The organism is Pedobacter psychrotolerans (assembly GCF_004340665.1).
Taxonomy (GTDB): Bacteria; Bacteroidota; Bacteroidia; order Sphingobacteriales; family Sphingobacteriaceae; genus Pedobacter; species Pedobacter psychrotolerans.
Window position 1 is genome coordinate 23,170 of the sequence record NZ_SLWO01000003.1, and the last position, 24,969, is coordinate 48,138.

21 protein-coding genes and 1 pseudogene are annotated in these 24,969 nt (G+C 36.4%); 9 read left to right on the plus strand and 13 right to left on the minus strand.

What is annotated here, in order from left to right:
• Positions 1–4: 4 nt before the first annotated feature.
• From EV200_RS22160 to EV200_RS07475, 6 genes are all read right to left on the minus strand, one after another.
• Positions 5–1,036: a ferredoxin--NADP reductase gene (locus EV200_RS22160; protein WP_132530744.1), complete on the minus strand. Its 1,032-nt coding sequence runs from the start codon at positions 1,034–1,036 to the stop codon at positions 5–7.
• Positions 1,036–1,986 (minus strand): GDP-L-fucose synthase family protein, encoded by a 951-nt coding sequence (locus EV200_RS07455; protein ID WP_132530746.1) that lies wholly within the window; start codon positions 1,984–1,986, stop codon positions 1,036–1,038. Before EV200_RS07455 ends, EV200_RS22160 begins: the two co-directional genes overlap by 1 nt.
• A complete protein-coding gene (gene gmd, locus EV200_RS07460) occupies positions 1,986–3,113 on the minus strand; it encodes a GDP-mannose 4,6-dehydratase (RefSeq protein ID WP_132530748.1) in 1,128 nt (375 codons plus the stop codon). The genes EV200_RS07455 and gmd overlap by 1 nt, the downstream gene beginning before the upstream one ends.
• A gap of 1 nt (position 3,114) precedes the next feature.
• On the minus strand, positions 3,115–5,478 hold the full coding sequence (locus tag EV200_RS07465) for a GumC family protein (protein WP_132530750.1): 2,364 nt from the start codon (positions 5,476–5,478) through the stop codon (positions 3,115–3,117).
• A 20-nt stretch (positions 5,479–5,498) separates the two neighbouring features.
• Positions 5,499–6,308, minus strand: a complete 810-nt coding sequence (locus EV200_RS07470) for a polysaccharide biosynthesis/export family protein (protein ID WP_132530752.1) — start codon at positions 6,306–6,308, stop codon at positions 5,499–5,501.
• 198 nt (positions 6,309–6,506) lie between these two features.
• Entirely contained in the window at positions 6,507–8,237 is a 1,731-nt protein-coding gene (locus tag EV200_RS07475; RefSeq protein ID WP_132530754.1) for a capsule assembly Wzi family protein, read from the minus strand.
• Positions 8,238–8,454: 217 nt separating this feature from the next.
• Between EV200_RS07475 and EV200_RS07480 the strand changes: the two genes are divergently transcribed.
• The 4 genes from EV200_RS07480 to hisS all read left to right on the plus strand — a co-directional run bounded on the left by EV200_RS07480 (position 8,455) and on the right by hisS (position 13,312).
• Positions 8,455–9,207: a polysaccharide deacetylase family protein gene (locus EV200_RS07480; RefSeq protein ID WP_132530764.1), complete on the plus strand. Its 753-nt coding sequence runs from the start codon at positions 8,455–8,457 to the stop codon at positions 9,205–9,207.
• Positions 9,208–9,512: 305 nt separating this feature from the next.
• Positions 9,513–11,105 carry a sensor histidine kinase gene (locus EV200_RS07485; protein ID WP_132530766.1) on the plus strand — a complete coding sequence of 531 codons (1,593 nt, stop codon included), beginning with the start codon at positions 9,513–9,515 and terminating at the stop codon, positions 11,103–11,105.
• Positions 11,106–11,849 carry a LytR/AlgR family response regulator transcription factor gene (locus EV200_RS07490; protein WP_132530768.1) on the plus strand — a complete coding sequence of 248 codons (744 nt, stop codon included), beginning with the start codon at positions 11,106–11,108 and terminating at the stop codon, positions 11,847–11,849.
• Positions 11,850–11,914: 65 nt separating this feature from the next.
• A complete protein-coding gene (gene hisS, locus EV200_RS07495) occupies positions 11,915–13,312 on the plus strand; it encodes a histidine--tRNA ligase (protein WP_132530770.1) in 1,398 nt (465 codons plus the stop codon).
• 225 nt (positions 13,313–13,537) lie between these two features.
• On the opposite strand, the gene EV200_RS07500 is transcribed toward hisS, so the two are convergent.
• Positions 13,538–14,269 carry a class I SAM-dependent methyltransferase gene (locus EV200_RS07500; protein WP_132530772.1) on the minus strand — a complete coding sequence of 244 codons (732 nt, stop codon included), beginning with the start codon at positions 14,267–14,269 and terminating at the stop codon, positions 13,538–13,540.
• A 3-nt stretch (positions 14,270–14,272) separates the two neighbouring features.
• On the minus strand, positions 14,273–14,671 hold the full coding sequence (locus EV200_RS07505) for a VOC family protein (protein ID WP_132530774.1): 399 nt from the start codon (positions 14,669–14,671) through the stop codon (positions 14,273–14,275).
• A 136-nt stretch (positions 14,672–14,807) separates the two neighbouring features.
• Here EV200_RS07505 and EV200_RS07510 point away from each other — a divergent pair, with 136 nt between their 5' ends.
• From EV200_RS07510 to EV200_RS07525, 4 genes are all read left to right on the plus strand, one after another.
• Positions 14,808–16,088, plus strand: coding sequence for a replication-associated recombination protein A (locus EV200_RS07510; RefSeq protein ID WP_132530776.1), 1,281 nt, complete (start codon positions 14,808–14,810; stop codon positions 16,086–16,088).
• A 59-nt stretch (positions 16,089–16,147) separates the two neighbouring features.
• Complete coding sequence (locus EV200_RS07515; protein WP_132530778.1) at positions 16,148–17,620, plus strand: DUF5687 family protein; 1,473 nt, start codon at positions 16,148–16,150, stop codon at positions 17,618–17,620.
• Between the two features lie 2 nt (positions 17,621–17,622).
• Positions 17,623–18,315 (plus strand): ABC transporter ATP-binding protein, encoded by a 693-nt coding sequence (locus tag EV200_RS07520; protein ID WP_132530780.1) that lies wholly within the window; start codon positions 17,623–17,625, stop codon positions 18,313–18,315.
• Between the two features lie 174 nt (positions 18,316–18,489).
• A complete protein-coding gene (locus tag EV200_RS07525; protein WP_188754110.1) occupies positions 18,490–19,167 on the plus strand; it encodes an OmpA family protein in 678 nt (225 codons plus the stop codon).
• A gap of 97 nt (positions 19,168–19,264) precedes the next feature.
• On the opposite strand, the gene EV200_RS07530 is transcribed toward EV200_RS07525, so the two are convergent.
• Together EV200_RS07530 and EV200_RS07535 are read right to left on the minus strand one after the other, a co-directional pair.
• Positions 19,265–19,513 carry a DUF6814 family protein gene (locus EV200_RS07530; RefSeq protein ID WP_132530784.1) on the minus strand — a complete coding sequence of 83 codons (249 nt, stop codon included), beginning with the start codon at positions 19,511–19,513 and terminating at the stop codon, positions 19,265–19,267.
• A 3-nt stretch (positions 19,514–19,516) separates the two neighbouring features.
• Positions 19,517–21,037: an MFS transporter gene (locus EV200_RS07535; RefSeq protein ID WP_132530786.1), complete on the minus strand. Its 1,521-nt coding sequence runs from the start codon at positions 21,035–21,037 to the stop codon at positions 19,517–19,519.
• A 120-nt stretch (positions 21,038–21,157) separates the two neighbouring features.
• On the opposite strand from EV200_RS07535, the pseudogene EV200_RS07540 reads away from it, so the two are divergent.
• Positions 21,158–22,051, plus strand: a pseudogene (locus EV200_RS07540) (bestrophin family protein); the annotation flags it as partial.
• Positions 22,052–22,096: 45 nt separating this feature from the next.
• On the opposite strand, the gene EV200_RS07545 reads toward EV200_RS07540, so the two are convergent.
• The 3 genes from EV200_RS07545 to EV200_RS07555 form a co-directional block, all read right to left on the minus strand.
• The gene (locus EV200_RS07545) at positions 22,097–22,873 is read right to left on the minus strand and encodes a TerC family protein (RefSeq protein WP_132530790.1); all 777 of its coding nucleotides are present in this window, start codon (positions 22,871–22,873) and stop codon (positions 22,097–22,099) included.
• Between the two features lie 74 nt (positions 22,874–22,947).
• On the minus strand, positions 22,948–23,502 hold the full coding sequence (locus tag EV200_RS07550) for a TlpA family protein disulfide reductase (RefSeq protein ID WP_132530792.1): 555 nt from the start codon (positions 23,500–23,502) through the stop codon (positions 22,948–22,950).
• A gap of 74 nt (positions 23,503–23,576) precedes the next feature.
• Positions 23,577–24,938 (minus strand): S41 family peptidase, encoded by a 1,362-nt coding sequence (locus EV200_RS07555; RefSeq protein WP_132530794.1) that lies wholly within the window; start codon positions 24,936–24,938, stop codon positions 23,577–23,579.
• Positions 24,939–24,969 lie beyond the last annotated feature (31 nt).

A 24,969-nucleotide genomic window follows, 5' to 3' on the forward strand; every position in this document is an offset into this window, starting at 1 on the left:
TATCTTATATTTCTATATGTACATTATCTGTTAACGGATGCGTGCAACAAAGTAAAAACTCGTCTATTTCTAGATCCTCCCGTTGCTTACTCAACCCAATCATTTTCGCACTGCCAGCAATTAACTTCCCCTTACAGGTACTACAGTTACCAGTTTGGCAAGAATAAGGCAATTCTATATCTGCATTTAAGGCGGCTTCTAGAATACTTTTTCCCTTTACTATTTCCAATGCATGTTTAGTACCTTCAAATACTAACGAAATTTTCTGGGTATGTATATCCTCAAAATCCTTTGGATCTTTGATGAGCTCAAAATCTTCTGAAAATACATTAACTAGATTCCCGTATTTGCTTTGTATGGCATTTTTTACCGACTCTTTAAGACCTGCTGGCCCACAAATATAGTGGGCACAATTTTCTGGCGCAAGCTGTCCATCAAGGATGGAGAGGGCTTTATTTTCATCAATTCTTCCTTGAATAACAGATGGATTGCTTTCATCTACAATGAGCTTCGTATGAAAATGCCTGATTATTAATCTTCTTGAATATTTCTTTTCAAGTTCCAGTATTTGTTTTCTGAAAATGGTAGCCTCATTATTTTTATTCCCATAGCTTAAATGTACCCTTACATCTGTTGTTGAGGTAAGAATATGTTTGATGATAGACATTAGGGGTGTAATCCCACTGCCTACTCCCCAAAAATAAACATCGGTGAGATGTTCTTGAGATTCAAAAATAAAATCGCCCATGGGCGGCATGGCCTCTATTACATCACCTACATTAATCATATCGTTAATGTGGTTTGAAACTAAGCCACTTTCAACACGCTTAATGGTAACTTCTAAATATGAATCTACACTTGGGCATGAAGAAAAAGAATAAGGCCTGATGTAACGCCTGCCGTTGATTCGGAAGATTAAGGTTAAGTATTGACCAGCCAGATATTTAATTTTCTTAAGGCCAGGTTGTTTAAAGCACAAGGTCACTGTATCTTCAGTTTCCTTTCGGATTTCAGCAACCTTTAAAGTATAATTCATTAAACCAATGTTTTGTTTCTAAAGTCTTTATAAGCAATTTGCAAGCCATCATTAAGTGAGGTTGAGAATTTCCATCCTAATGCAGAAAGTTTATCAACATTCATCAGTTTACGCGGTGTTCCGTCAGGTTTTGACAAGTCATACTCAATCGTTCCTTCATAACCGATGACCCTCTTAATTTCATTTGCCAATTCCGCAATACTTAAGTCAGATCCACACCCAACATTTACCAAACCAGACTCATTGTAACTCTTCATCAAGAACACACAAGCATCTGCTAAATCATCTGCAAACAAAAATTCACGTTTTGGTGTACCAGAGCCCCATATGGTTACACTTGGTAAATTTTGCTGTTTGGCTTCATGAAATCTCCTTATTAAAGCCGGTAACACATGCGAGTTTTGCGGATGGTAATTATCATTCAGGCCATAGAGATTAGTAGGCATAACGGAAATATAGTTACATCCATATTGATCCCGATAAGCATCACACATTTTGATCCCTGCTATCTTTGCGATGGCATAAGGTTCATTGGTTTGCTCCAATTCACCTGTTAATAAATATTCCTCTTTTAAAGGCTGTGGCGCCATTTTAGGATAGATACAAGAAGAACCCAAAAACATCAGCTTTTTTACATCGGCTTTTCTGGAGGCCTCAATAATGTTGCTTTGAATCATGAGGTTATCATACAAAAACTCCCCGCGGTATGTATTATTGGCAACAATCCCTCCAACCTTAGCAGCAGCTAAGAAAACGTATTCCGGTTGATTTTTTTCAAACCAATCTGAAACGGCATGCTGATTACGTAAATCTAAGGTTTTAGAATCTGCAACCAAGATATTCCGGAAGCCTTCGCTTTCCAGTTTTCGCTTAATTGCAGATCCTACCATGCCTTTATGTCCGGCAATGTAAATTAATGATGATTTATCCTGTAAATATAGTTCTGGCATTACTCATATTGATTTTTAATGGTGTACCCATGAGATTTCAAGAGTGTTTCTTTCTTGAAGTGATCCACATCAACAGCTACCATTTCTTTTACTAAAGCCGCTAAATCATATTTTGGCTCCCAACCCAATTTCGTTTTAGATTTGGTTGGATCACCAATTAACAAATCAACTTCAGTAGGACGGAAATAGGATGGGTCTACGCCTACCACTTCAGTGCCGATGGCAACCTGGAATTCAGGATTCGAGCATGCACTTACAAAGCCTTTTTCTTCTACTCCTTCACCTTTAAAATCGATGGTGATGCCTACTTCAGCAAATGCCATTCTTACAAATTCACGAACCTTTGTCGTTACACCTGTAGCGATAACATAATCTTCAGGTATATCTTGTTGTAAGATTCGCCACATCGCCTCAACATAATCTTTTGCATGCCCCCAGTCACGCTCCGCTTCTAAATTCCCTAAAAACAATTTGTCTTGTAAACCTTGTGCGATTTTGGCTACCGCTCTTGTAATCTTGCGGGTCACAAAAGTTTCACCTCTTAAAGGACTTTCATGGTTAAATAAGATACCATTGCAAGCAAACATGCCATAAGCCTCGCGGTAGTTTTTAGTAATCCAAAAACCATAAATTTTGGCTACACCGTAAGGCGAGCGTGGATAAAAAGGTGAATGCTCATCATAAAATCCACTTGCATTTTTATTTTCCGGCATACCTCCATATAACTCAGAAGTAGATGCCTGATAAATTCTGGTCTTTTTTTCTAAGCCTAAAATCCTTACCGCTTCCAATATACGCAATGTACCGATACCATCTACATTTGCAACATATTCTGGCGAATCGAAAGATACCTTTACATGACTCATGGCGCCCAAATTATATATTTCATCAGGTTGAATCTCTTGCACAATCCTAATTAAATTAGTAGAATCTGTTAAATCACCATAGTGTAATTTGAATCTAACATTTTTGTCATGAGGATCTTGATATAAATGGTCAATACGGTCGGTATTGAATAAAGAACTTCTTCTTTTGATACCATGAACCATATATCCCTTCTCTAATAACAGTTCTGCAAGATAAGCCCCATCTTGTCCAGTAATACCAGTGATTAATGCAATTTTCATTTTATTTTTTACTAAATTTTAAATATTTGGAGATTTTTGAAAGAAAATTATCATTTATTTCTTCCCCATAATTTCCATAACCATAACCATAACCATAAATTTTTGTGATGATATCATTGACAACTATTCCCAAATTTTTCATCTTATTGGTTCTATATAGTTCTTCTACAATTTTTAATTGATCTTTTTTAGTAATTTTTTGTCTTATTACATAAATTGTTAAATCAGCATAAACTGCTAGAAGCTGAGCATCAGTAATAATACCTACTGGTGGTGCATCCATAATAATATAGTCGAATTGATCTTTCAACTCACTAATTAGTTCCGGTGTACGTTCTGAAATTAAAGTTTCAGCAGGATTTGGCGGCAATGGTCCTGAAGAAATAATAAACATATTTTTGTTAACGGCTAAAGGCTTAATTATATCTTCAATTCTTACTTTTGAATCTATTGTATAGTTACTAAAACCAATATCATTACTTACTCCTAACTTAGCTGATAACCCTGGTTTTCTTAAATCTAACTCCATTAATAAGACCTTTTTACCAGCTAATGCCAATATATTACCAAGATTAATTGCAGTGAAGGACTTACCTTCGCCGCTCATACTTGAAGTAAGTAGTATTATTTTTTCATCAGCATTTTTAAGGTAAAAGGATAGATTTGTTCTAAGTGCCCTGAATTGCTCTGATATTGCAGACCTTTCCTGGTTTGCGACAATTAAATTATCATTTTCTGAATTATGGCTAATCTCACCAATAACGGGAACGCTAGTAGAATTAGTTATATCCTCTTTTGTTGAAATAGTAGTTTTTAACATATCCCCAATAATCAATACTAAAGAAGGTATTATAAGCCCTACAATTAAACCCAGTAAATATACTACGTTTTTCTTTGGGCTGATTGGTCTATTATCTGCCTTAGGGGGATCAATGAGTTTGGCAACTGATATATTCGAGGTTTTAGAAATCGCAGTTTCTTCTGCTTTCTGCATTAAGAAAATGTATAGCTCCTGCTTTATATCCCGATTACGTGCCAATTTGAGATAGTTTTTTTCTATCTGAGGAACTCCGCCTATTTGGCCCTGAGCCTGCTCTAATTGATTTCTTAATTTATCTCGACTTACTACAAATGAATTTTTAGTACTTTGAATATTAGCCAATATCCCAGCTCGCATCTGTGAGATTTGTTCATCGATATTTTTAATAAACGGACTTTCCTCAGTTACACTAAGCAATTGTTTTTCTCTTTCAATTAATAAAGCATTATATTGATTCATTAAGCCCGAGAAAACCATATCCTGAGGAAGTAAAGATGCAGGAAAAACACGTTTATTTTTACCAGAATCTTTCATGTAAGACTCTAGATCATTTAATATTGTAACTTGACTTTCAGCTTTTGCTAATTCACTTGTCAATCCACTAGTACTTTGTACCAAAGCCTTTCCTTGCTCCGACATATCTGCGAGTTTATTTTTCTCCTTAAAACTCTCAACATCATTCTCCACATCACCCAATTCGGAAGCAATAGCATTAATTCTTTGTTTAATAAACTTTCCCGTACTATCTGCAATGGAATTTTTATCCCTCAAATTAGTTACTATATACTGGTATATCAGTTTATTTAAAATATCCTCTCCTTTATTTGGCAAAGAATAAGCCAATCCTAAGTCAACAATTGAAACTTGCTTGTTAGCTACACCGACAGAAAGCTGTTTCATCATTGTGGCTACACGATCATCAATTGAGTATATATCAATTAGCACCTTACCATCAATAAATTTAATCTCAGTCGGCAACAAAGATACTACACCCACATTTTCGATGGAGAATGCCTGTCCCCATTCCACCTCCCTCTCAGAAGCTTCAGTTTTAACACTTATTTTTGAATTAGAAATTTTTTTTACTTCTATTTCTGTACTCTGAATTGAATCTATACCTTTTAGAATTGTAAGTTTTATAGGTGATTTATATAACTCTTGAGTCATTAAACCATTTTTTTTCGAATACACTATATTTAGTTGCATATCCCTAACGACTTGCTCCATTAAAAATCTCGTCCTAAGTATTTCAACTTCATTCTCAACCGAGTTTTTACCAGTCATTAGACCACCGAGATCCATTAAAGCACTTGCCTGCTTACCAATACTACCACCTTTTTCATCATCATTAACGAGTAATTTAGCACTAATTTGATAAGATGGAGATGTATAATGTAGATAAATATATGACGAAATCAAGCCAAAGCAAACAAAAATCGCTAGCCAATACCAACCAGATAATAACCTATTAATTATTACTTTGATATTTATAAATTCTTCTGTATCAACGTTATGTTGATCGTTAGTTGATTGATTATGACTCATTTATTTGATAGACTAATAGACTATTTGAAACTAGATATTGCTAAAACAATTACTGATACCACAGATGCGATCACACCTACCGTTTGGATTTGTGCGGAATTAGAAGCAGAAACTTTACGCTTATTTGGTTCTACATACACCACATCGTTTTGCCTTAGATAATAATATGGACTATTAAATATTTCAGAAGAATTTAAATCCAAACGGGCAAATTCTTTCTTACCATTGTTATCCCGAACAATTAATACGTTTTCACGTTTTCCATAAATGGTTAAATCACCTGCTAAACTCAATGCATCTAGTATTGAAACCTTTTCATTTGGGAGTGTGTAGGTAGATGGAGAATTTACTTCCCCTAAAACACTAACCTTGAAATTTGCAAATCGGAGCTGAACATTAGGCTCCTTGTAAACGATAGCAGCCTTTTCGCGAATCAATTCCCTAGCTTGAAAAGTAGTTAATCCTGCAACTTTTACTTTGCCAATTAAGGAAAGTTCAACCTCACCATTCCGATCCACTAAAAAGCCCGTAACTTGTTGTGATGCTACTGCAGTATTTGCGCCGCCCCCTAATACCGTATTGGAAGCTGCCTGATTGACGATGGCACCACTTTGAGGATTTAATGTAAAAACATTTATACTCAGAATATCATCAGGCTGAATAATAGGCTCAGTAAATTTAGTAGCGTTTTCCAATTGGGCCTGGTTAACCGTTTGAATGTCCTGAAAATAGGCAATTTTTTTATTGCTCACACAAGAGGTAGTGAAGCAAAAAGCAACAAGTAACATACAATAAATGACCTTGTTTCTGTTTAATTTATATTTATTCATAGGTATTTTAGAGGTAAGCATCGAATTATCTATGACAGTACACAACACACATTACTTATAGATATATATGGAGGATTATCAAAAAATATCACATCAAACCGGTTGCAAACTTAATCATTTAAATGTAATAACAAAAAAGGCGTCTTTTCAAGTTCTTTCTTATTAACACAACCAAATTCTATATTAATAAATTTGTTTTTAATTAAACAAATATACTAAGCCAATTTTCGCATGCACATTATTGACATCTTGTTTGTTCCAGTTCCAGTAATCTCCCGGAGGAGTACTATCCTGCCATTGATATAGATAGTTCAGTGATCTGATATAGGTAAGTTGCGCATTGGCAACAAAGCGCTTAAAATTCCAGGAGAAAGTACTGCCGATCGCTAAATCAACCCAATGTCTATTAATATATTGTCTTCGGTCTGCGGAAGCAAATGCAAATTCATAAAATAGGTCGTTATTGTTTACTTTACGCTCTAATTGAAATCCAATTCTTTTCAATCCTTTTACCCAACTAATATCCAAGGTCTGTAAGTTGCTTCCAGGTCCAATACCTGCACCTAACACTTGCCCCTTGTTGGTATACCCATCCAATACCTGTCCGTGAACGTACCATGTTGGATAATCTCTTAGTTGTGTAGTAGCACTTCTTTCCAACTGAGTCAGTTCCACCCCAACCTGAATAAATTCATCAGCTCTCTTTAGTGGAATTAATTTTCGCACACCAACAACGTATGCACGGGTATGTTCTGGTTCAGCTAAGGCATCACGTAAATCATAAGAATGGTCATTTCTCCCAAATTGGAAATAAACCTCTGCTTTACTTTCCGTAAATACATATCTAGTAAAAAATGAAATATACTGATCTCTCTCTGCAGCATCTTCACTGTAAGTTCCTTCTGGTGTTACATAACCTACTTTCTCTACCTGGGAAAATATTGGGAAATAGTCACCAAATTTATTTCCCATTTTTGATCGGTTCACGATAAAGGAACGATCAAATCCTACATAAAAACCAGGCACCCATTTAGGTTGATAGGTTAGCACCATACCTGAAAAGTAACGCCAATCGTATGGCTTTTGAACCAATTCATTCCTAATGGCTTGTGGAACAGTAGGGTCTCTATTTAAGGTGTAACCAGATTGCTCCAATCGTCCGCCAACAATTTGAGCTTCAAAAGATCCGATATAAGTTTTTATCGGACGGGTAGTATTTAATGTTAAGTGCCTAAATCCAGATGCATTGTTAGTCATTAATAAAGAGTTTCGAACACCTGGTCCCCACCATAAGTTTTCATTAGAGAACCCAGCAGACACTGGCCCAACATTTAATCGGATACTGCTCTGCCCTAAACTTAACTTAGAGTACTGCCTGTTGCCCATACGATCAGGTAAGTCTATGCGGTTGTAATAGGCCCCAGTTACAGGGGTATTCCAATAAACACCATTTGGAGCGTCAGCTATACGCTGAAAAACACTATTTTGCGCAAACACGTATTCCGGTCTTAGCTGGATCGATAAAGGCCCGATCTTAGCATAAATGCCACCAGAAATTTGAGTTTGATATCCTTTTGCCTGAACCATCGAACCGTCATTCATGCCATATGGATGGTGAGAATTGAATTGTTGTTGCCAGGCTATAGGCAAAGCGTAAATTTGTGTCTTGAATTTGGGATTGTTATACAACAACTTCCGGAAATGAAGCAAAGAATAACTGGTATCCGGGTCTAAGGCCAGGTCATTTCCATCAGACATGAACATCGGTCTGATCATATAAGAACTATTGGAAGTATCCTTCCCTAAAAGCTGCTGCCTTCTGTAGGCATCCTCTACATTTTCCAATAAACCAACTGGTAAAGTCTGTGCAGACACCCATGTACTTATAAAGATCAGCAATAAAAAGGGATAAAATATCCTCATAGTCATGATATAGTTTTGTTACAAGAACGTTAAAATGCTTGCAAAGGTATGTAAACTTTCCCCTGCTTAGAAATTTTTTTACAAGTTAGCAAAGATCATACCACGTAAAGAAATTTATTTTATTTATTTTAGCTTTACAAAACCCACAAATATCCAAGGTTTTGTACGATTAAATGTGTTTATTTGAGAGATATAATTTTCGCTGACGATTAACTGGAAAACCTTGAATATTCCCATTGCCATGCTACACCACGTAGCAGAACAGCCTCACCCGAGTTTGCAAACATGGTGTATCAGTCACAGTAAGTTTCTGGAATTTTTAACCTGCATTGAAAACAAAGGTTTACAGACCACTACTTTTCAGGAAATTATCACCCAAAAACCCAGCCCCAAAGATTTAAGGAACCGAATCATCATCACTTTTGATGATTGTGCCGCCGAACTTTTGGATTTTGCGATCCCTGAACTGGTAAAACGCAACATGAAAGCAGTGTTTTATATGCCCTCCAATCACATTGATGGTGAAAACATCTGGGACATTGAGGAATTTGCCATGACCAGCGTTAAACTGATGAATCTTCAACAGCTACAATACTTGCTGACCCTAGGAATGGAAGTGGGGAGCCATGGTGAAAACCACATTAGACTAAACCAAGTGAGCGAGGAAATGGCTAATCAGGATATTACCCTTTCAAAGAAAAACCTGGAAAATTTGTTGAAACATCCCATCTATTCATTTGCCTACCCTTATGGAAAGATCCCCGATCATCATCAAAAAATGCTAACTCAGGCAGGTTATTACTTTGGCTTATCCATTTATACCGCATTGGAAACAAAGTATACCTTACGTAGATTTGCCATTAATGAAACAGATGACCGGAAGATTATCAACATGAAACTGAGCAGGCGATATCGCTTAATGCGTGCGCTATATGATCCTGTTTTATTGCTGAAAAATCAACTGGCTAAAGATTAAAAGTCTTTAAATTAAGTCCATCATTGCGAACTAAAAGGCACACCATTGCAATAGCTTGAATTAATCTTTCTTATAAAAGATGTCATCATGCCTAAAAAGCCACTGTATAAAACCCCTTATTGCGAACAGCTATAACGAACAATTTTTATCAAAGCAGATAGCTTTTTGCCGCTCAAAAGAGTTGAAAAAAATGAGCAAAAATAAATTCTGCTCCAAACCATTCAAATACTAGGTTATAGGTTTCGTTTACTATTTTGGCATTTTGTAAACCAATTTTTAAGCGGAGGTTTATAAAAAATTAACGTATGAAAAAGATATTCATCACATTCTTCAGTTTCATTTTTGTGGTATCTACAGTATTTGCGCAAAAAATCATCAACTTTTCTCAGATTTATTCAGGCGGAAGAAAATTGGGATTTTGTGTTGATAGTTCTGCCAAAAACATTTATTATGACAATAAATTTCCAAATCAGCCTAATACATCATTTACCTATTTACCTGAAGTGAATAACATAAGTATACAAGCTTATTTCGATCGGAAAGATGATGTAAGACAGTATAGATACACAATTTTGGTAGATAACAAGCCAATAGTGGTAAACAAGTCTATTAACAAAAAACAACTAACCGATATTGAAACTCCTGATTTAATGAGCTTCACAAAGCTTGGTGTTTTCGCAATAAAAGGTAAAAATATAACAACCCTTATTTATAACATCAATAAACCTCTTGATATTTATAAATCTGTTTTTTATGCTAAACCAATTCCCCGAGCAAAAATAGTTTTATTTTCAAAGCTTGTTGCAATCAACCAAGGCGAAGGCTTTACAAATGTCATTGCCCCAAAAGAAAGAACAAGCTTTAGTTTCTCTAAAAAAGATATTGGTTTAAGAATTATAAAAAACAAATCGGATATAGACTATCTCTACTATGTTTTAATAAAAAATAAGCTAACAAACAAAATAATTTTCAGATCCACTTATTGGGAATATGGCAGCTATATTGATGCAAATGAATTTTTGCCTTACGTAAAGATTGATAAGAGCATTTTCAAAAAATCAGGAGATTATGAAATTATTATTCAACCATTCATTAATGAGAATACGCCGCTAAAAGAAATAGAAAAATACACAACCAGATATACGCTTGCTTTAACTTTAGATGAACCAAGAATGTTCTCTGGAAGAACGATGTTAATTTTTGGAATTATTACTCCATTACTGCTTGCTGCTATTTTTGTAGCAACACTTATCTACACCAAAAGGAAGAATGAAAAAAAACTTGCTAAACAATATAAAGAGAAAGAAATTGCTCAGCTCCAACTCAATTCTGTCCGTTCGCAATTAAATCCACATTTCCTGTTTAATGCCTTGGCAGGTATTCAAAATCTGATGAATAAGCATGAAATTGATAAGGCTAATCGCTACCTCAGTAAATTTGCCCGGCTAACGCGTAATGTTCTGGATAGCCAAAATCTGATTAACCTAACAGGTGAAAAAACCTTGCTTGATGATTATCTGCAGATGGAGCAACTGCGCTTCGGCTTTAACTACACGATCACAGCTTCAACTGATATAGATACCGAAAATATTGAAATACCATCAATGCTTTTACAACCCTTTGTAGAAAATGCAGTAAAACATGGCATAGCCGAAAATGGCGTTGAGGGAAAAATAGAAGTGAGTTTTGATCGAAAATCTTCAGATTTACTACTTAAAATAGTGGACAATGGCAAAGGATTCACCACCACAAAAACTTATAATGGTTTAGGTTTGTCGCTTAGTAAAAACAGAATATCTTTACTAAATACGATATATAAAGACGCACCATTCGTTTTGGATATTCAATCGAGCATTCAAGGAACAGCTATTACAATTACTTTAACACAATGGTTATAAATGAGAGCAATTTTAGTAGATGATGAACCTGCAAACTTAGAAAATCTTCAGATTTTGCTGACCAAGAACTGCCCTCAGGTTAAGGTGGTTGCCGTTGCCAATAACATCCATGATGCTTTCGAAGAAATAAATCTACACCTCCCTGATTTGCTCTTTCTCGACATTCAGATGGGAAAAACAACAGGCTTTGATCTTCTTAGCTTACTTACTGAAAACACTTTCGAAGTCATCTTTGTTACCGCTTTTGATAACTATGGCATCCAGGCGGTAAAATTTGCTGCCCTTGATTATTTGCTCAAGCCAGTAGACCTTGATGAATTAAAGATTGCTGTTTCAAAAGCTGAAGGCAGGATAAAGCGCAAAATAAATGGCGATCAACTTAATTTTTTGATCCATCAGATTAAAAGAACAGAACCCAATATTCTAAAGATTGCTTTACCTCAGCAACATGAAATCCGTTACGTTTCAGTGAATGACATTGTGCGCTGTGTTGCTGATAATACTTACACTTTTTTTTATTTATTTGATGGAGAGAAAATTTTAATTTCAAAACCACTAAAAGAATACTCAGATTTACTAAAGCCTCAAGGTTTCGTTCGGGCGCACCAAAGCCATCTGGTCAATCCTAAATTTGTTAAAAGCTGGCTAAAAGAAGACGGCGGAACTTTATTGATGAAAAACGGCGATAAAATCCCAGTTTCGAAACCGAATAGAGACATCGTTAAGGCGGCATTAGGAAAATAGTTAACAAACCTTGCAGTTTTAAAAACCTGTAAGGTTTAAGCCCACATTTTTGTACTTTTGCGGCTATGTCAGTTATTAAACCCTCATTAGCAAAAGGTACCCGCGATTTTTCACCAATTGAAATGGTTAAACGCAACTTTATTTATGACACCATTAAAACGGTTTTCAAAAAATATGGTTATGCAGAAATTCAAACGCCAAGTTTTGAAAACCTTTCTACCTTAACCGGCAAATATGGCGATGAGGGAGATAAACTGATATTCAAAATCCTAAACAGTGGTGAATATTTAAAAGACCCAAAAAAGAAATCCTTTGATTTTTCAGAAGAGGAAAATAGCAATAAATTAATTCCACTTATCTCTGAAAAAGCCCTCCGTTACGACTTAACCGTTCCATTCGCCCGTTACGTGGTGATGCACCAGCATGAAATCACCTTACCTTTTAAACGTTTCCAGGTGCAACCCGTGTGGCGTGCAGACAGACCACAAAAGGGAAGATACCGTGAATTTTATCAGTGTGATGTAGATGTGGTTGGTTCAGAAAGTTTATTAAACGAAGCAGAATTTATCCTGATTTACAATGAAGCTTTAGCAAAATTAGGTCTGAAAGATTTCAGCATTAAAATTAATAATAGAAAAATTCTATCAGGCATCGCCGAGATTATAGGTAAACCTGATTTGATTATAGACATGACTGTTGCCATTGATAAGCTGGATAAAATCGGTTTAGATGGGGTAAGTAAAGAACTGTTAGAACGTGGTTTTACTGAGGATGATTTAGAGAAACTACGTCCAGTGATTTCATTAGAGGGAAGCAACGAAGAAAAATTGGCAAGCCTGAAAGAAGTTCTTGCTACTTCAGAAACAGGTTTAAAAGGGGTAGCTGAAATTGAACAGGTTTTTGAATATGTAGAAAGCTTAATTTCTTATGCTTTACCACTAACCGCTAAACTGGAACTAGACATTACTTTAGCGCGGGGTTTAAATTATTACACCGGTTGCATTTTTGAAGTAAAAACCAATGAAGTATCTATGGGCAGCATTGGTGGTGGTGGCCGTTATGATGACTTAACAGGTATGTTCGGGTTAAAAGACTTAACTGGCGTTGGTGTTTCTTTCGGTGCAGATCGTATTTACGATGTTTTGGAAGAATTAAATCTTTTTCCTGCCGCAGCAGAAGTAGGCACAAAAGTTTTACTTAGTAATTTTGATGCAGCAGCAGAAAAATATGCTTTACCCATATTACAACAATTTAGAAACGCAGGTATTTCGGCTGAATTATACCCATCATCTGCAAAATTGAAAAAACAAATGGCTTACGCTGATGCAAAGAAAATACCATATGTTGTTCTTATTGGTGGAGATGAAATTGCAAGCGGTGAATTAACCTTGAAAGATATGCAAAGCGGTGAGCAGAAAAAGCTAACGGTTTTAGGTATCCTGGATTTTTTGAAAGATATTTAACCGCAAAAACCGCTAAGTTTTGCGCAAAGAAACACAGCGTAAATTCATCGTCATTGCGAAGCCAATTCTTCATTGGATGAAGCAATCTCTCTTAAGGATTAGTTGAAAGTTTAACCGCAAAGACCGCTAAGTTTTGCGCAAAGAAACACAGCGCTTGGTTAAAACAACAACCAACTTCGCGCTTCTTTGCATTTTCCTCCTTCTTTACTTTGCGGTTAGACCTCCTTACTTCCCCACCCGCAACAATACAGGGAAACGTACGTCTTTCTCCGCATCATCACCCCAGGCTTCCTTTAATTCTGTCATCACGTATTCTAGTGGATTTCGGTCATTCGCCTTTTTATAATGCTGAAGTGAAGACCAGGTATTCAAATATCCAATCATCTGGTTAAAATTCCAGGTGGTTTTAATTTGAAAATGAGGTGCCGTAATTTCTTCAAACGGGAAAGGAATGGTTTTATAACCTTCTTCGATATATCTGCGTTCACTATCCCAGTATTTCCCGAGGATAGTTTCATACAACTTGTAAATAACCTGATCTACCTTCTTATCAATAAACATCAGGCCATAGCCTATAACAGCAACAATTCCATTTGGCTTCAAAGTACGCTTAACCTCACTATAAAATGCATCGAAATTAAACCAGTGAATGGCCTGCGCAACTGTAATCAAATCAAAACTTTGATCCGGAACATTTACCTGATCTGACGATTCTACCTGGTAAACCACGTTAGGCAATGGAAGTGCCTGGCTCAATTGTTTCTCACTGATATCAGTAGCATAAACACGCTGAAAATGCTGTGCCAGTACACTTGCTACCTGACCATTTCCTGTAGCACAATCCCATGCAGCACTTTTCTCCGTCACTAATTTAAAAAGGAAGTCGTATAGATTATCTGGATATTTTGGGCGGTAAATGGCGTATTCAGCCGCTTGTGTAGAAAAGTTATCTTTCATGTCTTAAGGATTGGATGAGTGAATAATATAATTGCTAATCTCAATTAAATTTAAATCCGGATCTCGAAGGTAAACAGACCTGATTTTTCCATTTGCACCAGTCCTTTCTACAGGATCATTTTCAATTTCGATACAGCATTGTTTTAGTTCATGAAGTACTTCTTCAATTGGTTGATCAGTGATGAAACATAAATCGGCAGAACCTGGCGTAGGCTTAAAAGCCTTTGTCGCAATTTCATCTCCATATTGATGAAGGTTGATTTTCTGGTTGCCAAATTTTAAGGCTTTCCGGTTTTCATCAAACTCCACAACTTCCATACCCAAAGCATTCGTATAAAATTTGCAGGTACTTTCCATATTTACCACTGTGAGTACCAAATTGTCTAAGTTACTAACTTTCATATTCGATTATTTAATAAGAACTAAGCTTTTATCTAATTGTTTTAGATGATGGTGACGCATTTTAAATGCAGTTTTCGCAATAAAGTGTTGGCAATAATCTAACGACTAAATAATCAATTTTTATATATTTACCATTATGCAAAATCAAGCTCCATTAGCCGAAAGAATGCGTCCGCAAAACCTTGATGAATATGTGGGACAAAAACATTTAGTAGGTACAGGTGCTGTATTACGCAAAGCGATAGAGAGCAGTCAATTGCCTTCCATGATTTTCTGGGGACCTCCCGGAGTGGGAAAAACCACATTGGCATATATTATTTCCCAGGCACTGGATCGTCCATTTTTTAATTTGAGTGCCATCAATAGTGGCGTGAAAGATATCCGTGAGGTTATTGACAAAGCTGCTGCATTAAAAGATAGTTTTTTAGGTTTGCCCATTTTATTTATTGATGAGATACATCGTTTCAGCAAATCGCAGCAAGATAGTTTGCTGGGTGCGGTAGAACGTGGTTTGGTAACGTTAATCGGGGCTACAACAGAAAACCCATCATTTGAGGTGATATCCGCTTTACTTTCCCGTTGTCAGGTTTATATTTTAAAATCATTAACAGAAGAAGAATTATCTGGCTTATTAAAAACAGCTGTTAAAAAGGATGTATTACTTGCTCAAAAGAAAATAACGATTAAAGAACACGAGGCGCTTATACGTCTCTCAGGCGGTGATGCACGCAAGCTTTTAAATGTACTGGAAATTGCCATAAATGGTATTGGTGGTGATCAAATCACCTTAACGAATGAAAATGTTCTCGCCCATGCTCAACAAAATTTAGCGCTCTATGATAAAGCAGGTGAACAACATTACGACATCATCTCGGCCTTCATTAAGTCTATTCGTGGTAGCGACCCAAATGCTGCAGTTTACTGGCTGGCCAGAATGATTGAAGGAGGTGAAGATCCTTTGTTCATAGCCAGAAGATTATTGATTTTATCCTCAGAAGATATTGGAAATGCCAATCCGAATGCCTTGCTTCTGGCCAACAATTGTTTCACTGCAGTCAACGTAATTGGTTACCCCGAAGCAAGAATTATCTTATCACAATGTGTGACCTACCTGGCCAGTTCACCAAAAAGCAATGCCTCTTACGAAGCCATCAATCATGCTCAGGCTTTGGTTAAACAAACCGGAAATTTACCCGTGCCATTACATATCCGTAATGCACCGACTAAATTGATGAAGAATATCGGCTATGGAAAAGATTATAAATATTCGCATGGCTATGAAGGGAATTTCGAGGCACAGGAATATTTCCCTGATGAATTAAGCGGAACCAAGCTTTATGATCCGGGTAAAAATGCTGCCGAAGAAAAGCTGAGAGAAAAGCTTAGGCAAAACTGGAAAGACAAATACAACTATTAATGTAACATTTCGTGAAAAAGTGATACTAATAGATGAAATTAACTAATACCTAAACCTATATGCTCAATACTTTCTTAAGCCATCAAAGGAAATCTTTCTGGCGTTCGCGAAACAGGGGTGGCAGCATTGCCGCTCAGGTTGTTTTAGGCCTTTTTATGCTCTATTTTTTATTGGTTGCGCTTGGAATAGGTTTTGGAATGAAAATTTTCTTACCTAAATTTTTCCCTCACCAGGATGCCATCACCAGTTTCAACGGAATCATTCTTTATTATTTTGCTTTCGACTTACTGATGCGTTTACAACTGCAGGAACTCCCTACTTTAAGCATCATCCCCTACCTTAATTTGAAAATTTCAAAAAGCAAAATTGTAGCTTTTTTAAATATCAAGGCGCTGTTTTCAGCATTCAACCTTTGGCCATTCTTACTATTTCTACCCTTTTGTTTCGTAGCTGTATTACCGCAGCATGGTTTTCTTGTGGTTTCAGCCTATATTTTAAGCATCATATCTTTAATGCTGCTCAACAATTATCTCATCCTGTTTCTAAAAAGGAAATCAATTTCAAATATTCTCTTTACCATTGGCGGCCTAGCCATCGTTTCAGCTTTTGTAGCGCTAGAATATTTTAAGATAATTTCTATTATGGCCGGATCGGATTGGGTATTTAAGGCCATAACCAAACAACCACTATTAGCACTAATTTTCCCAGCAATTGCATTTTTGATTTTTAAAATAAATGCTGCTTTTTTACGCAAAAACCTTTATGTAGAAGAATTAAGTGCAAAGCAGGAGAAAAAGGTAAGTACCGATTATGCCTTTTTTAACCGTTTCGGAAAAGCTGGCGAGCTTGCAGCCTTAGAATTGAAACTGATCATCAGACATAAACGCCCTCGAAGTACCGTATTAATGGGTACCATTATTCTTGTTTATGGTTTTCTATTTTATAAACCAGAAGTGATACAATCTAATTCATTTGGAATGATGTTATTCGCTGCCGTATTTATGACGGGGATGTCTATTATCAGTTATGGCCAGTTTATGTTCGCCTGGCAAAGCTCACATTTTGATGGCTTATTAAGCAATAAAATTGATTTCAAGGATTTCATTAAAGCCAAATTTTTATTGTTTACCATTGCTTCTACCATCCTCACGATTCTGGCCAGTTTCTATTGTTTCATTAGTGCAAAGTTACTTATCCTGCATTTAGTGGCTTATTTATACAATATTGGCTTTACAACGGTAATGGTATTAATATTGGCCACCTATAATTACAAAAGAATTGATATTTCCAGAAGTGCGAGTTTTAACTGGCAAGGCATGGGCGCAACCCAATGGATCTCTATTTTTCCATTCATTTTACTCCCAATATTAATTTATTGGGCCTTCAATATATTTCATCAGCCTTATATGGGCTTATTGGCAATAGGTTTATTTGGATTAATCATGCTGGTTACGCGTGGATTTTGGGTAAATTTTATTGTAAAAAGATTTGAAAAACAACGTTATAAAATAGCCGAGGGCTTTAGAGAATAATTATGATTTTAGAAGTAAAAAATTTGAAGAAAGTTTATGGCGATAAAACAGTTGTAAACATTGAGCACATCCAAATTACCCCAGGTGAAACCATTGGTTTAGTTGGAAATAATGGTGCCGGAAAAACCACGTTTTTCAGAATGCTTCTGGACCTCATCCGACCGACTGAAGGGGAAGTTTTATCAAAAGGGGAAAATGTTGCTCATCAGGAAAACTGGAAAAATTATACCGCATCTTTTTTAGATGAAGGTTTTTTGATCGATTACCTTACACCTGAGGAATATTTCACCTTTATTGGGAGTCTGAATCAGTTAAGTACGGCAGATGTAGGCGCTTATTTAATGCAATATGGTGAGTTTTTCAATAATGAGATTCTAAACAGTGGCAAGTATATTCGTGATTTTAGTAAAGGTAATCAGGTTAAAGTAGGCATAGCCGCAGCATTGATGCAAAAGCCAGAAATCCTGATTTTAGACGAGCCTTTTGCCAACCTTGATCCAACTACTCAAATCCGTTTAAAAAATCTTTTGAAGGCACAGGCTGGCAGTATGACAACCTTTATATCCAGTCATGATTTAAATCATGTTACCGACGTCTGTAATAGAATCATTTTGGTAGAAAAAGGACAAGTGATTAAAGATTTTCAAACGGATGAAAATACCTTAAGAGAACTGGAAAGCTATTTCTCTGCTTAATTCTTGTACTAAGAATGATACATTATAAATGAATGACAATTTGATTGCGCATTTTATATTGCCATATTTTATTCTTTTTAACACTTAGCTGTGTAAATCTCACGAAATTTTATTTAAATGATTTTTTGGCATCGTGTTTGAATATGATCGCTTAGAATTTAAATATAAATAATCATGAGTATCTCAAAAGTAAGAATAGCAACATTAAGCATAGGATTAGCAGTAGGTTCAATCGCATTTCAAAGCTGCGACAGTTTAACCAAAACACAAAAAGGTGCAGGTATTGGTGCAGCCGCAGGTGGTGTAGTAGGTGCATTAATTGGTAAAAAAGCAGGTAACACTGCAGTTGGTGCATTAATTGGTGGTGCTATTGGTGGTACTGCTGGTGCTTTTATTGGCCGTAGAATGGACAGACAAGCTGCTGAAATTCAAAAAGCAATCCCTAATGCAGAAGTTATTCGTGAGGGCGAAGGTATTATTGTAAAATTTGATAGTGGTATTCTATTTGATTTTGATAAAACAGCATTGAAAGATGCCGCTAAAACAAATGTTCAAAGCTTAGCTGCTTCTTTAAATCAATATCCTGATACTGACATTAAAATTATCGGTCATACAGATAGTAAAGGTACAGAATCTTACAATCAAGGATTATCAGAAAGAAGAGCAGCAGCAGTTAAAGCTTATGCTGTTTCACAAGGTGTTCCTTCATCAAGATTAGTAACCATTGGTAAAGGTTTTTCTGAGCCAATTGCTGATAATGAAACTGAAGCCGGTCGTGCAGCAAATCGTCGTGTAGAGATTGTAATCGTTGCAAACGATTCATTAAAACAAACAGCTCAAAAACAAGGATAATAAGCAATTACCCTCTACCTATGAGGTCATCATATATCCACCCCGATGCAAGCAGCATCGGGGTTTTTTATTTTATGGGCATTTTCACATCATTGAATTAATCTGAAGAATGATCTGCCAATTGATCATATTCACCCTTCCAGGCGTAATAACCGAAAACCATTAAGCCAATACTAATTGGGAAAAAGATAAACAGAATGATTCCCCACTGCAAAATGGTATTCGTTCTTTCCATATCACTGTGCGCCAAACCTACTTTATCTAAGGCCTGCATCAATAAAAACCCCATGGCTAGTGGCCCCAAAATCATCCAAACCAAGCCCAAAAATTTCTTTACCGTACTCATAATTTAATCGTTAATGGTTTCATCTTTTTTATTTGATAAATAAACAGTTCCTATAATTAAACTCAGTGAAGCAATCCCTATCGGATACCATAAGCCAGAAAGCGGTGTGGAACCAGAGAAACTGGCAATTAATGTGGCCACAAAAGGCACCAACCCACCAAAAACACCATTACCAATATGGTATGGAAGTGACATAGAAGTATATCTGATTTTAGTTGGAAAAAGTTCGACTAAAAATGCAGCAATCGGACCGTAAACCATAGTTACCAACAAAATCTGAAAGAAAATTAATCCAACAAATTTCCAGAATATGGGGGTTGGCAAAACTTTATCCTGAATGAATTCCTGAGCTGGATGGATACCGGATTTTACGGAAATGGTATCTACCTGCACTTTATTAAATGAAGCACCGCTTTTTAAAACCACATGAGTGATGGATGTATATAAGCTGTCCTGAATTCCGGCAATCTGCTCGCGTTTAAGCACAGGTGCACTATATTTTGCTTCTGTTAAATCCATTTTGGTCGTGTCCGTATCATCCAGAAAGACCTGATAAATGGGTCTGTAGAAGATAATCCCCAGAAGCATGCCACTTAACATGATCCACTTGCGACCAATCCGATCACTCCACGCGCCAAAAATCACAAAAAATGGTGTGGCAAAGGCAATTCCCCAAAGTAGAATATATCTCGAATCATTAAAATCAAGTTTGCAGGTATTTTCCAGAAAGGATTGTGCATAAAATTGTCCGGTGTACCAGATTACGCCTTGCCCCATAGTTGCACCAAACAAAGCCAGCAAAACCATTTTAAAATTAGCTTTATTATTGAAGCTTTCTTTCAACGGATTTTTAGAAACATTCCCTTCGGCCTTCAGCTTTGAAAACATAGGAGATTCATGCATTTTCATTCGGATATAAATCGATACAACGACCAAAAGAATGGAAAGTAAAAAAGGAATCCGCCAGCCCCAATCTGCGAAAGCATCTGCACCTAAAACATTTTTGGTGATGACGATAACACCCAGAGAAAGAAATAAGCCTAAAGTTGCTGTGGTTTGAATCCAACTGGTAAAAAAACCCCTTTTGTTTTTTGGTGCATGTTCTGCAACATAAGTTGCCGCACCACCATATTCGCCACCTAGTGCCAATCCCTGAATTAGCCTTAAGATCAACACCAAAATTGGCGCAGCATACCCAATACTTTGATAGGAAGGAATTAAACCAATTAGAAACGTTGATCCTCCCATTAATACCAGTGTGAGCAAAAAGGTATATTTTCTACCAATTAAATCACCGAGCCTTCCAAAAACCAAGGCTCCAAACGGACGAACAATAAAGCCCGCAGCAAAAATAGCAAGCGTATTAATCAGTGCCGAAGCCCCGGCATCTTCAGGGAAAAGCTGATGTCCAATAATTACGGCTAAACTGCCGAAAATGTAAAAATCGTACCATTCGATAAGTGTGCCCAATGATGATGCACCAATAACTTTGAAGATGTTATTCTTCGGTAGCGTTTCGCTCATAAACAGGAATATTTGGTTTCCCAATATAAACATTTGAGTGATAAAAAGATGATGAATGATTTTAATTTGAATAGTAAACCATTTTGGAACTAGTTTTGTACTTTCACACCGAAAACCAAACATATGCTTTTAATACAAAATATTAGATTAAGTAGAATCCTGAGGAATACATGGCAAGTTGATCTCATTATGATTGCATCCTGCACTGCGGCTTATTTTGTTAGGGAATATTTAATTGCTCATCATTTTGAAATCCCATCGATAATCCCTACCGTTTTGGGTACGGCTATTGCGTTTTTTATTGGCTTTAATAATAATCAGGCTTATGATAGGTGGTGGGAAGCCAGAAAAATTTGGGGCGCTTTGGTAAATGACTCCCGATCCTTTGCCAGGGCTTTAATTAATTATGTAGATGAAGATGAGGCCAGTTCTAAAAGAATAATCTTTAGGCACATAGCCTTTTTATACGCACTAAAAGCAGGTTTACGAGGTACTGTTGATGAAATCTATATTAAATATTTATTGCCTGAAGACCTGATAGAAGTTCGAAAACACACCAATGTACATAACGCGATCTTAAATATCCAATCAAGAGAATTACAAAAACTTTCTAAAGAAAATAAAATTGATGGCTTCCGTTTTATTGAAATCAACGAAATGCTGGTTCGCTTTTCTGATTCGATGGGCATGAGTGAGCGGATTAAAAATACCATTTTTCCTACCACCTATACTTATTTAACCAAAGTTTTTATCTGGCTTTTTGTGGTTACTTTCACGCTGGTGATTAGTCAGTCTGCTGGTCCGGCCGCTATCTTTTTAGGTTGGTTAATCGGTTTTGTATTCGTTTCTACCCAAATTAATGGAATGAGCCTGGTCGATCCTTTTGAAAATAACTCTGCAGGAATCCCTTTAAATCAGATTACCAGAACTATCGAAATTAACCTTTTACAAATGCTGGAAGAAACTGATATTCCGGAGCCGATCAAGCCAATTAACGAAGAATATATATTATAAAATTATTCAGATGATTTGCGATCATCTGATTGACTAGATTGCACATTATTTCTTTGGTACATTTCTGAGCTCAATTGGTTTTTTCGTATTCTTTTTCATTTTAAGATTCAGCATTTCAACCAGAACTGAAAATGCCATAGCGAAATAAACATAGCCTTTCGGAATATGCTGATCTAATCCTTCAGCCAATAATGAAACGCCAATCAATAACAAGAATGATAACGCAAGCATTTTAACCGTTGGATGGTCGTTTACAAACTCACTGATTTTACCAGCTGAAAACATCATGATAATTACGGCAATTACCACTGCAGCGATCATAATTTCGATATGTTCTGCCATCCCTACTGCAGTAATTACAGAGTCTAATGAAAATACAATATCCAGAATTAAAATCTGAACGATAGTTGCCCAAAATGAATGAACCTTTGTTTTACCTTCCTCATCTTCTTCACCCTCTAATTTGTTATGAATTTCGTGTGTACTTTTATAAATTAGAAACAGTCCGCCGGTAATTAAAATTAAATCGCGACCCGATATAGCAAGTTTTTCATACCACTCTCCACCGTTGATGCCGATCCAACTTCCAATATTAAATAAAGGCGAGGTAAGCGTCATGATCCAGTTGAGCGAAAGTAGCAATAGTACTCGGGTAATCATGGCCAGGCCCAAGCCCAGCTGTCTGGCTTTTTTCTGCTGATCCTGCGGCAATTTGCCTGAAAGAATGGAAATAAAGACAATGTTATCAATACCTAAAACAATTTCAAGCAGTGTTAAGGTTAAGAGTGAAATCCACGCTTCAGGTGTACTTAAGAAATCCATATGTATTTTATCTGATAGGCGAAGATATATAAATCGCTGCCATTTACGGAAACATATTTTTTAGACAATTGGTTTTAGTTTGCCTCTGGATGATTTTTGATTTCAGTTTTTAATTTCTCTTCAAAAAGGATTGATTTGGCTTTGAACGCTGCGTCGGAAAAGGAAATATTGGCAGTGGCGTAGATTATCTTCCCATTTCTCCCAACCAAAACATTTGATGGAAAACCATGGTTGATATTCAACTTTTGGATTTCATCCAGAGTTAATGAAACAATTTCATATTGATAACCATTTCGTTTCTGAAAACGTTTGGCATTCGCCGGTAGATCGTGCGTAATACCAATAAACCTAATGCCTTTTGCCTTGTATTGCGCTACCAGCTTATTTAACGCCGGCATTTCAGCAATACAAGGTGGGCATTTCTCAAACCAAAAATTGATAACAGTGATCTTATTTTCCAGCTGCTTACTTGAAAATTTTTTACCATCTACTGTTAGTCCATGAAATTCTGGCAATGGTTTACCAACCAGGTCTTCAAAAAAAGTTTCTTGTGTAGCCCATTTAACAGGTTTTTCCTGGGCACTGGCCAAACCTGCTATCAAAAGAAATGCAGCAAAGTAAATCTTCATAGAAATTTTGATGATCGAACGTAGTTATAATACTTGCAGCCAATATGGTGAGACTTATTGGTTTATCTAGTTAATTATTTTATCTTTTTATTAAGGTAATTTACCGCAGTATTTAGGGTTGCATCCTTATTAGCAATAAAATCTTTTACTGTTGGGATGATTTCTATATCAGGTTTTATGCCATAACCAACAAATTCACGCCCATCCGGATAAGTATCTTTTTTAGTGCATACTCTTGCGCTTCCTCCGCCAGGAAGATCGAACCAATAAGGTTGTCCGGTACTTCCACAAGAATTTCTACCAATTTTGGTCATGTGTTTTTGGTTATCAGCATAAATCAAAAAATCTTCGGCAGCCGAAGCGGTATGGTGGCCAATTAATAAAACCGTAGGAACGACTATTCGCTTTGCCGAAAGATCATTTTTCAGTGGATGATAATCAAAATCGTAAAAATAATTATCCTGATAAGTTAGCAATGCCTTTTTGTTCCATTCGCTATTGACTGTATCCTTTGTGGAGGTATATTTCCCCCAGGCCTTAAAGGCCGAGTTCAATTGTCGGGTAGAATAGCGTGCCCCATAAAGTAAGCTATCGTTTGTTAAGTATTTCAAGATGTAACTTCCAACCCAGGTATCCCCTCCTCCGTTCTTTCTTAAATCAACAATTATGCCCTTCGCTTTATATAATTCTGGAAGTTTGCTGATAAAAAGAGAATCTATTTTCGCCTCTACAAACGAATTAAGCGCAATATAGGCTACGTTATTAGGATACCATTTAAAATCTAACAGAGATGACGAGAATGCAGGAAAAACTTCCTTTTCCTCAGTATGCTGATGCGTTAATTTTAAACTTAAAATCTGCCCCTTAGGTTTTTTAATTTTGATTTCGAACTGACTTCCTTCTAATCCCTGAAGTAGGTTACTCCTACTCCAATCCTTTAAACCATAATCGGTTGATGAAGAGATATACGGAGCAACATATTCGGCGATATATTTAGCAGTGGGGATTCCATTCACCTCTATAACCTCACTTCCAACCGGGATTTCATCCTTTTTACTAAAGTTAACACGTGTAATGATTGCCTTATCTTCTACATTTTCGATAAAGAGGCGATAGTTGCCAAACATGGTGGTTAGCGGTTCAAAATCCTTACCGGCAGGCATGTTAACATTGGTATGGCCATCTTTAAGTGTGGCGCAAAACCGTTGCATTTCGTGGTAGTATTCGTAATCGGTTTTGGTTTCTGGAATAGAAATAATTAATGCTTTATAAGTACTATCCCATTTATTCCGATCTATTTTGTTTAAATAAACGAAGTTATAATTTACTTCCTGCCAGAATTTTGATAACCCGTAAATTTTATCTGCCTTGGTTAATTGGTGAGATTGAGCGAAAGCTACCGCAGGCAGGAGCATCAGTAAAAGAAGTTTTTTCATATTATTTGTTCAGTTTTATCTGGATGATTTT

Bases quoted from the DNA above. Each gene is read 5' to 3' on its own strand.
- EV200_RS22160 (WP_132530744.1), bottom strand. From the start codon at position 1,036: ATGAATTATACTTTAAAGGTTGCTGAAATCCGAAAGGAAACTGAAGAT.
- EV200_RS07455 (WP_132530746.1), bottom strand. From the start codon at position 1,986: ATGCCAGAACTATATTTACAGGATAAATCATCATTAATTTACATTGCC.
- gmd (WP_132530748.1), bottom strand. From the start codon at position 3,113: ATGAAAATTGCATTAATCACTGGTATTACTGGACAAGATGGGGCTTAT.
- EV200_RS07465 (WP_132530750.1), bottom strand. From the start codon at position 5,478: ATGAGTCATAATCAATCAACTAACGATCAACATAACGTTGATACAGAA.
- EV200_RS07470 (WP_132530752.1), bottom strand. From the start codon at position 6,308: ATGAATAAATATAAATTAAACAGAAACAAGGTCATTTATTGTATGTTA.
- EV200_RS07475 (WP_132530754.1), bottom strand. From the start codon at position 8,237: ATGACTATGAGGATATTTTATCCCTTTTTATTGCTGATCTTTATAAGT.
- EV200_RS07485 (WP_132530766.1), top strand. From the start codon at position 9,513: ATGAAAAAGATATTCATCACATTCTTCAGTTTCATTTTTGTGGTATCT.
- EV200_RS07490 (WP_132530768.1), top strand. From the start codon at position 11,106: ATGAGAGCAATTTTAGTAGATGATGAACCTGCAAACTTAGAAAATCTT.
- hisS (WP_132530770.1), top strand. From the start codon at position 11,915: ATGTCAGTTATTAAACCCTCATTAGCAAAAGGTACCCGCGATTTTTCA.
- EV200_RS07500 (WP_132530772.1), bottom strand. From the start codon at position 14,269: ATGAAAGATAACTTTTCTACACAAGCGGCTGAATACGCCATTTACCGC.
- EV200_RS07505 (WP_132530774.1), bottom strand. From the start codon at position 14,671: ATGAAAGTTAGTAACTTAGACAATTTGGTACTCACAGTGGTAAATATG.
- EV200_RS07510 (WP_132530776.1), top strand. From the start codon at position 14,808: ATGCAAAATCAAGCTCCATTAGCCGAAAGAATGCGTCCGCAAAACCTT.
- EV200_RS07515 (WP_132530778.1), top strand. From the start codon at position 16,148: ATGCTCAATACTTTCTTAAGCCATCAAAGGAAATCTTTCTGGCGTTCG.
- EV200_RS07520 (WP_132530780.1), top strand. From the start codon at position 17,623: ATGATTTTAGAAGTAAAAAATTTGAAGAAAGTTTATGGCGATAAAACA.
- EV200_RS07525 (WP_188754110.1), top strand. From the start codon at position 18,490: ATGAGTATCTCAAAAGTAAGAATAGCAACATTAAGCATAGGATTAGCA.
- EV200_RS07530 (WP_132530784.1), bottom strand. From the start codon at position 19,513: ATGAGTACGGTAAAGAAATTTTTGGGCTTGGTTTGGATGATTTTGGGG.
- EV200_RS07535 (WP_132530786.1), bottom strand. From the start codon at position 21,037: ATGAGCGAAACGCTACCGAAGAATAACATCTTCAAAGTTATTGGTGCA.
- EV200_RS07545 (WP_132530790.1), bottom strand. From the start codon at position 22,873: ATGGATTTCTTAAGTACACCTGAAGCGTGGATTTCACTCTTAACCTTA.
- EV200_RS07550 (WP_132530792.1), bottom strand. From the start codon at position 23,502: ATGAAGATTTACTTTGCTGCATTTCTTTTGATAGCAGGTTTGGCCAGT.
- EV200_RS07555 (WP_132530794.1), bottom strand. From the start codon at position 24,938: ATGAAAAAACTTCTTTTACTGATGCTCCTGCCTGCGGTAGCTTTCGCT.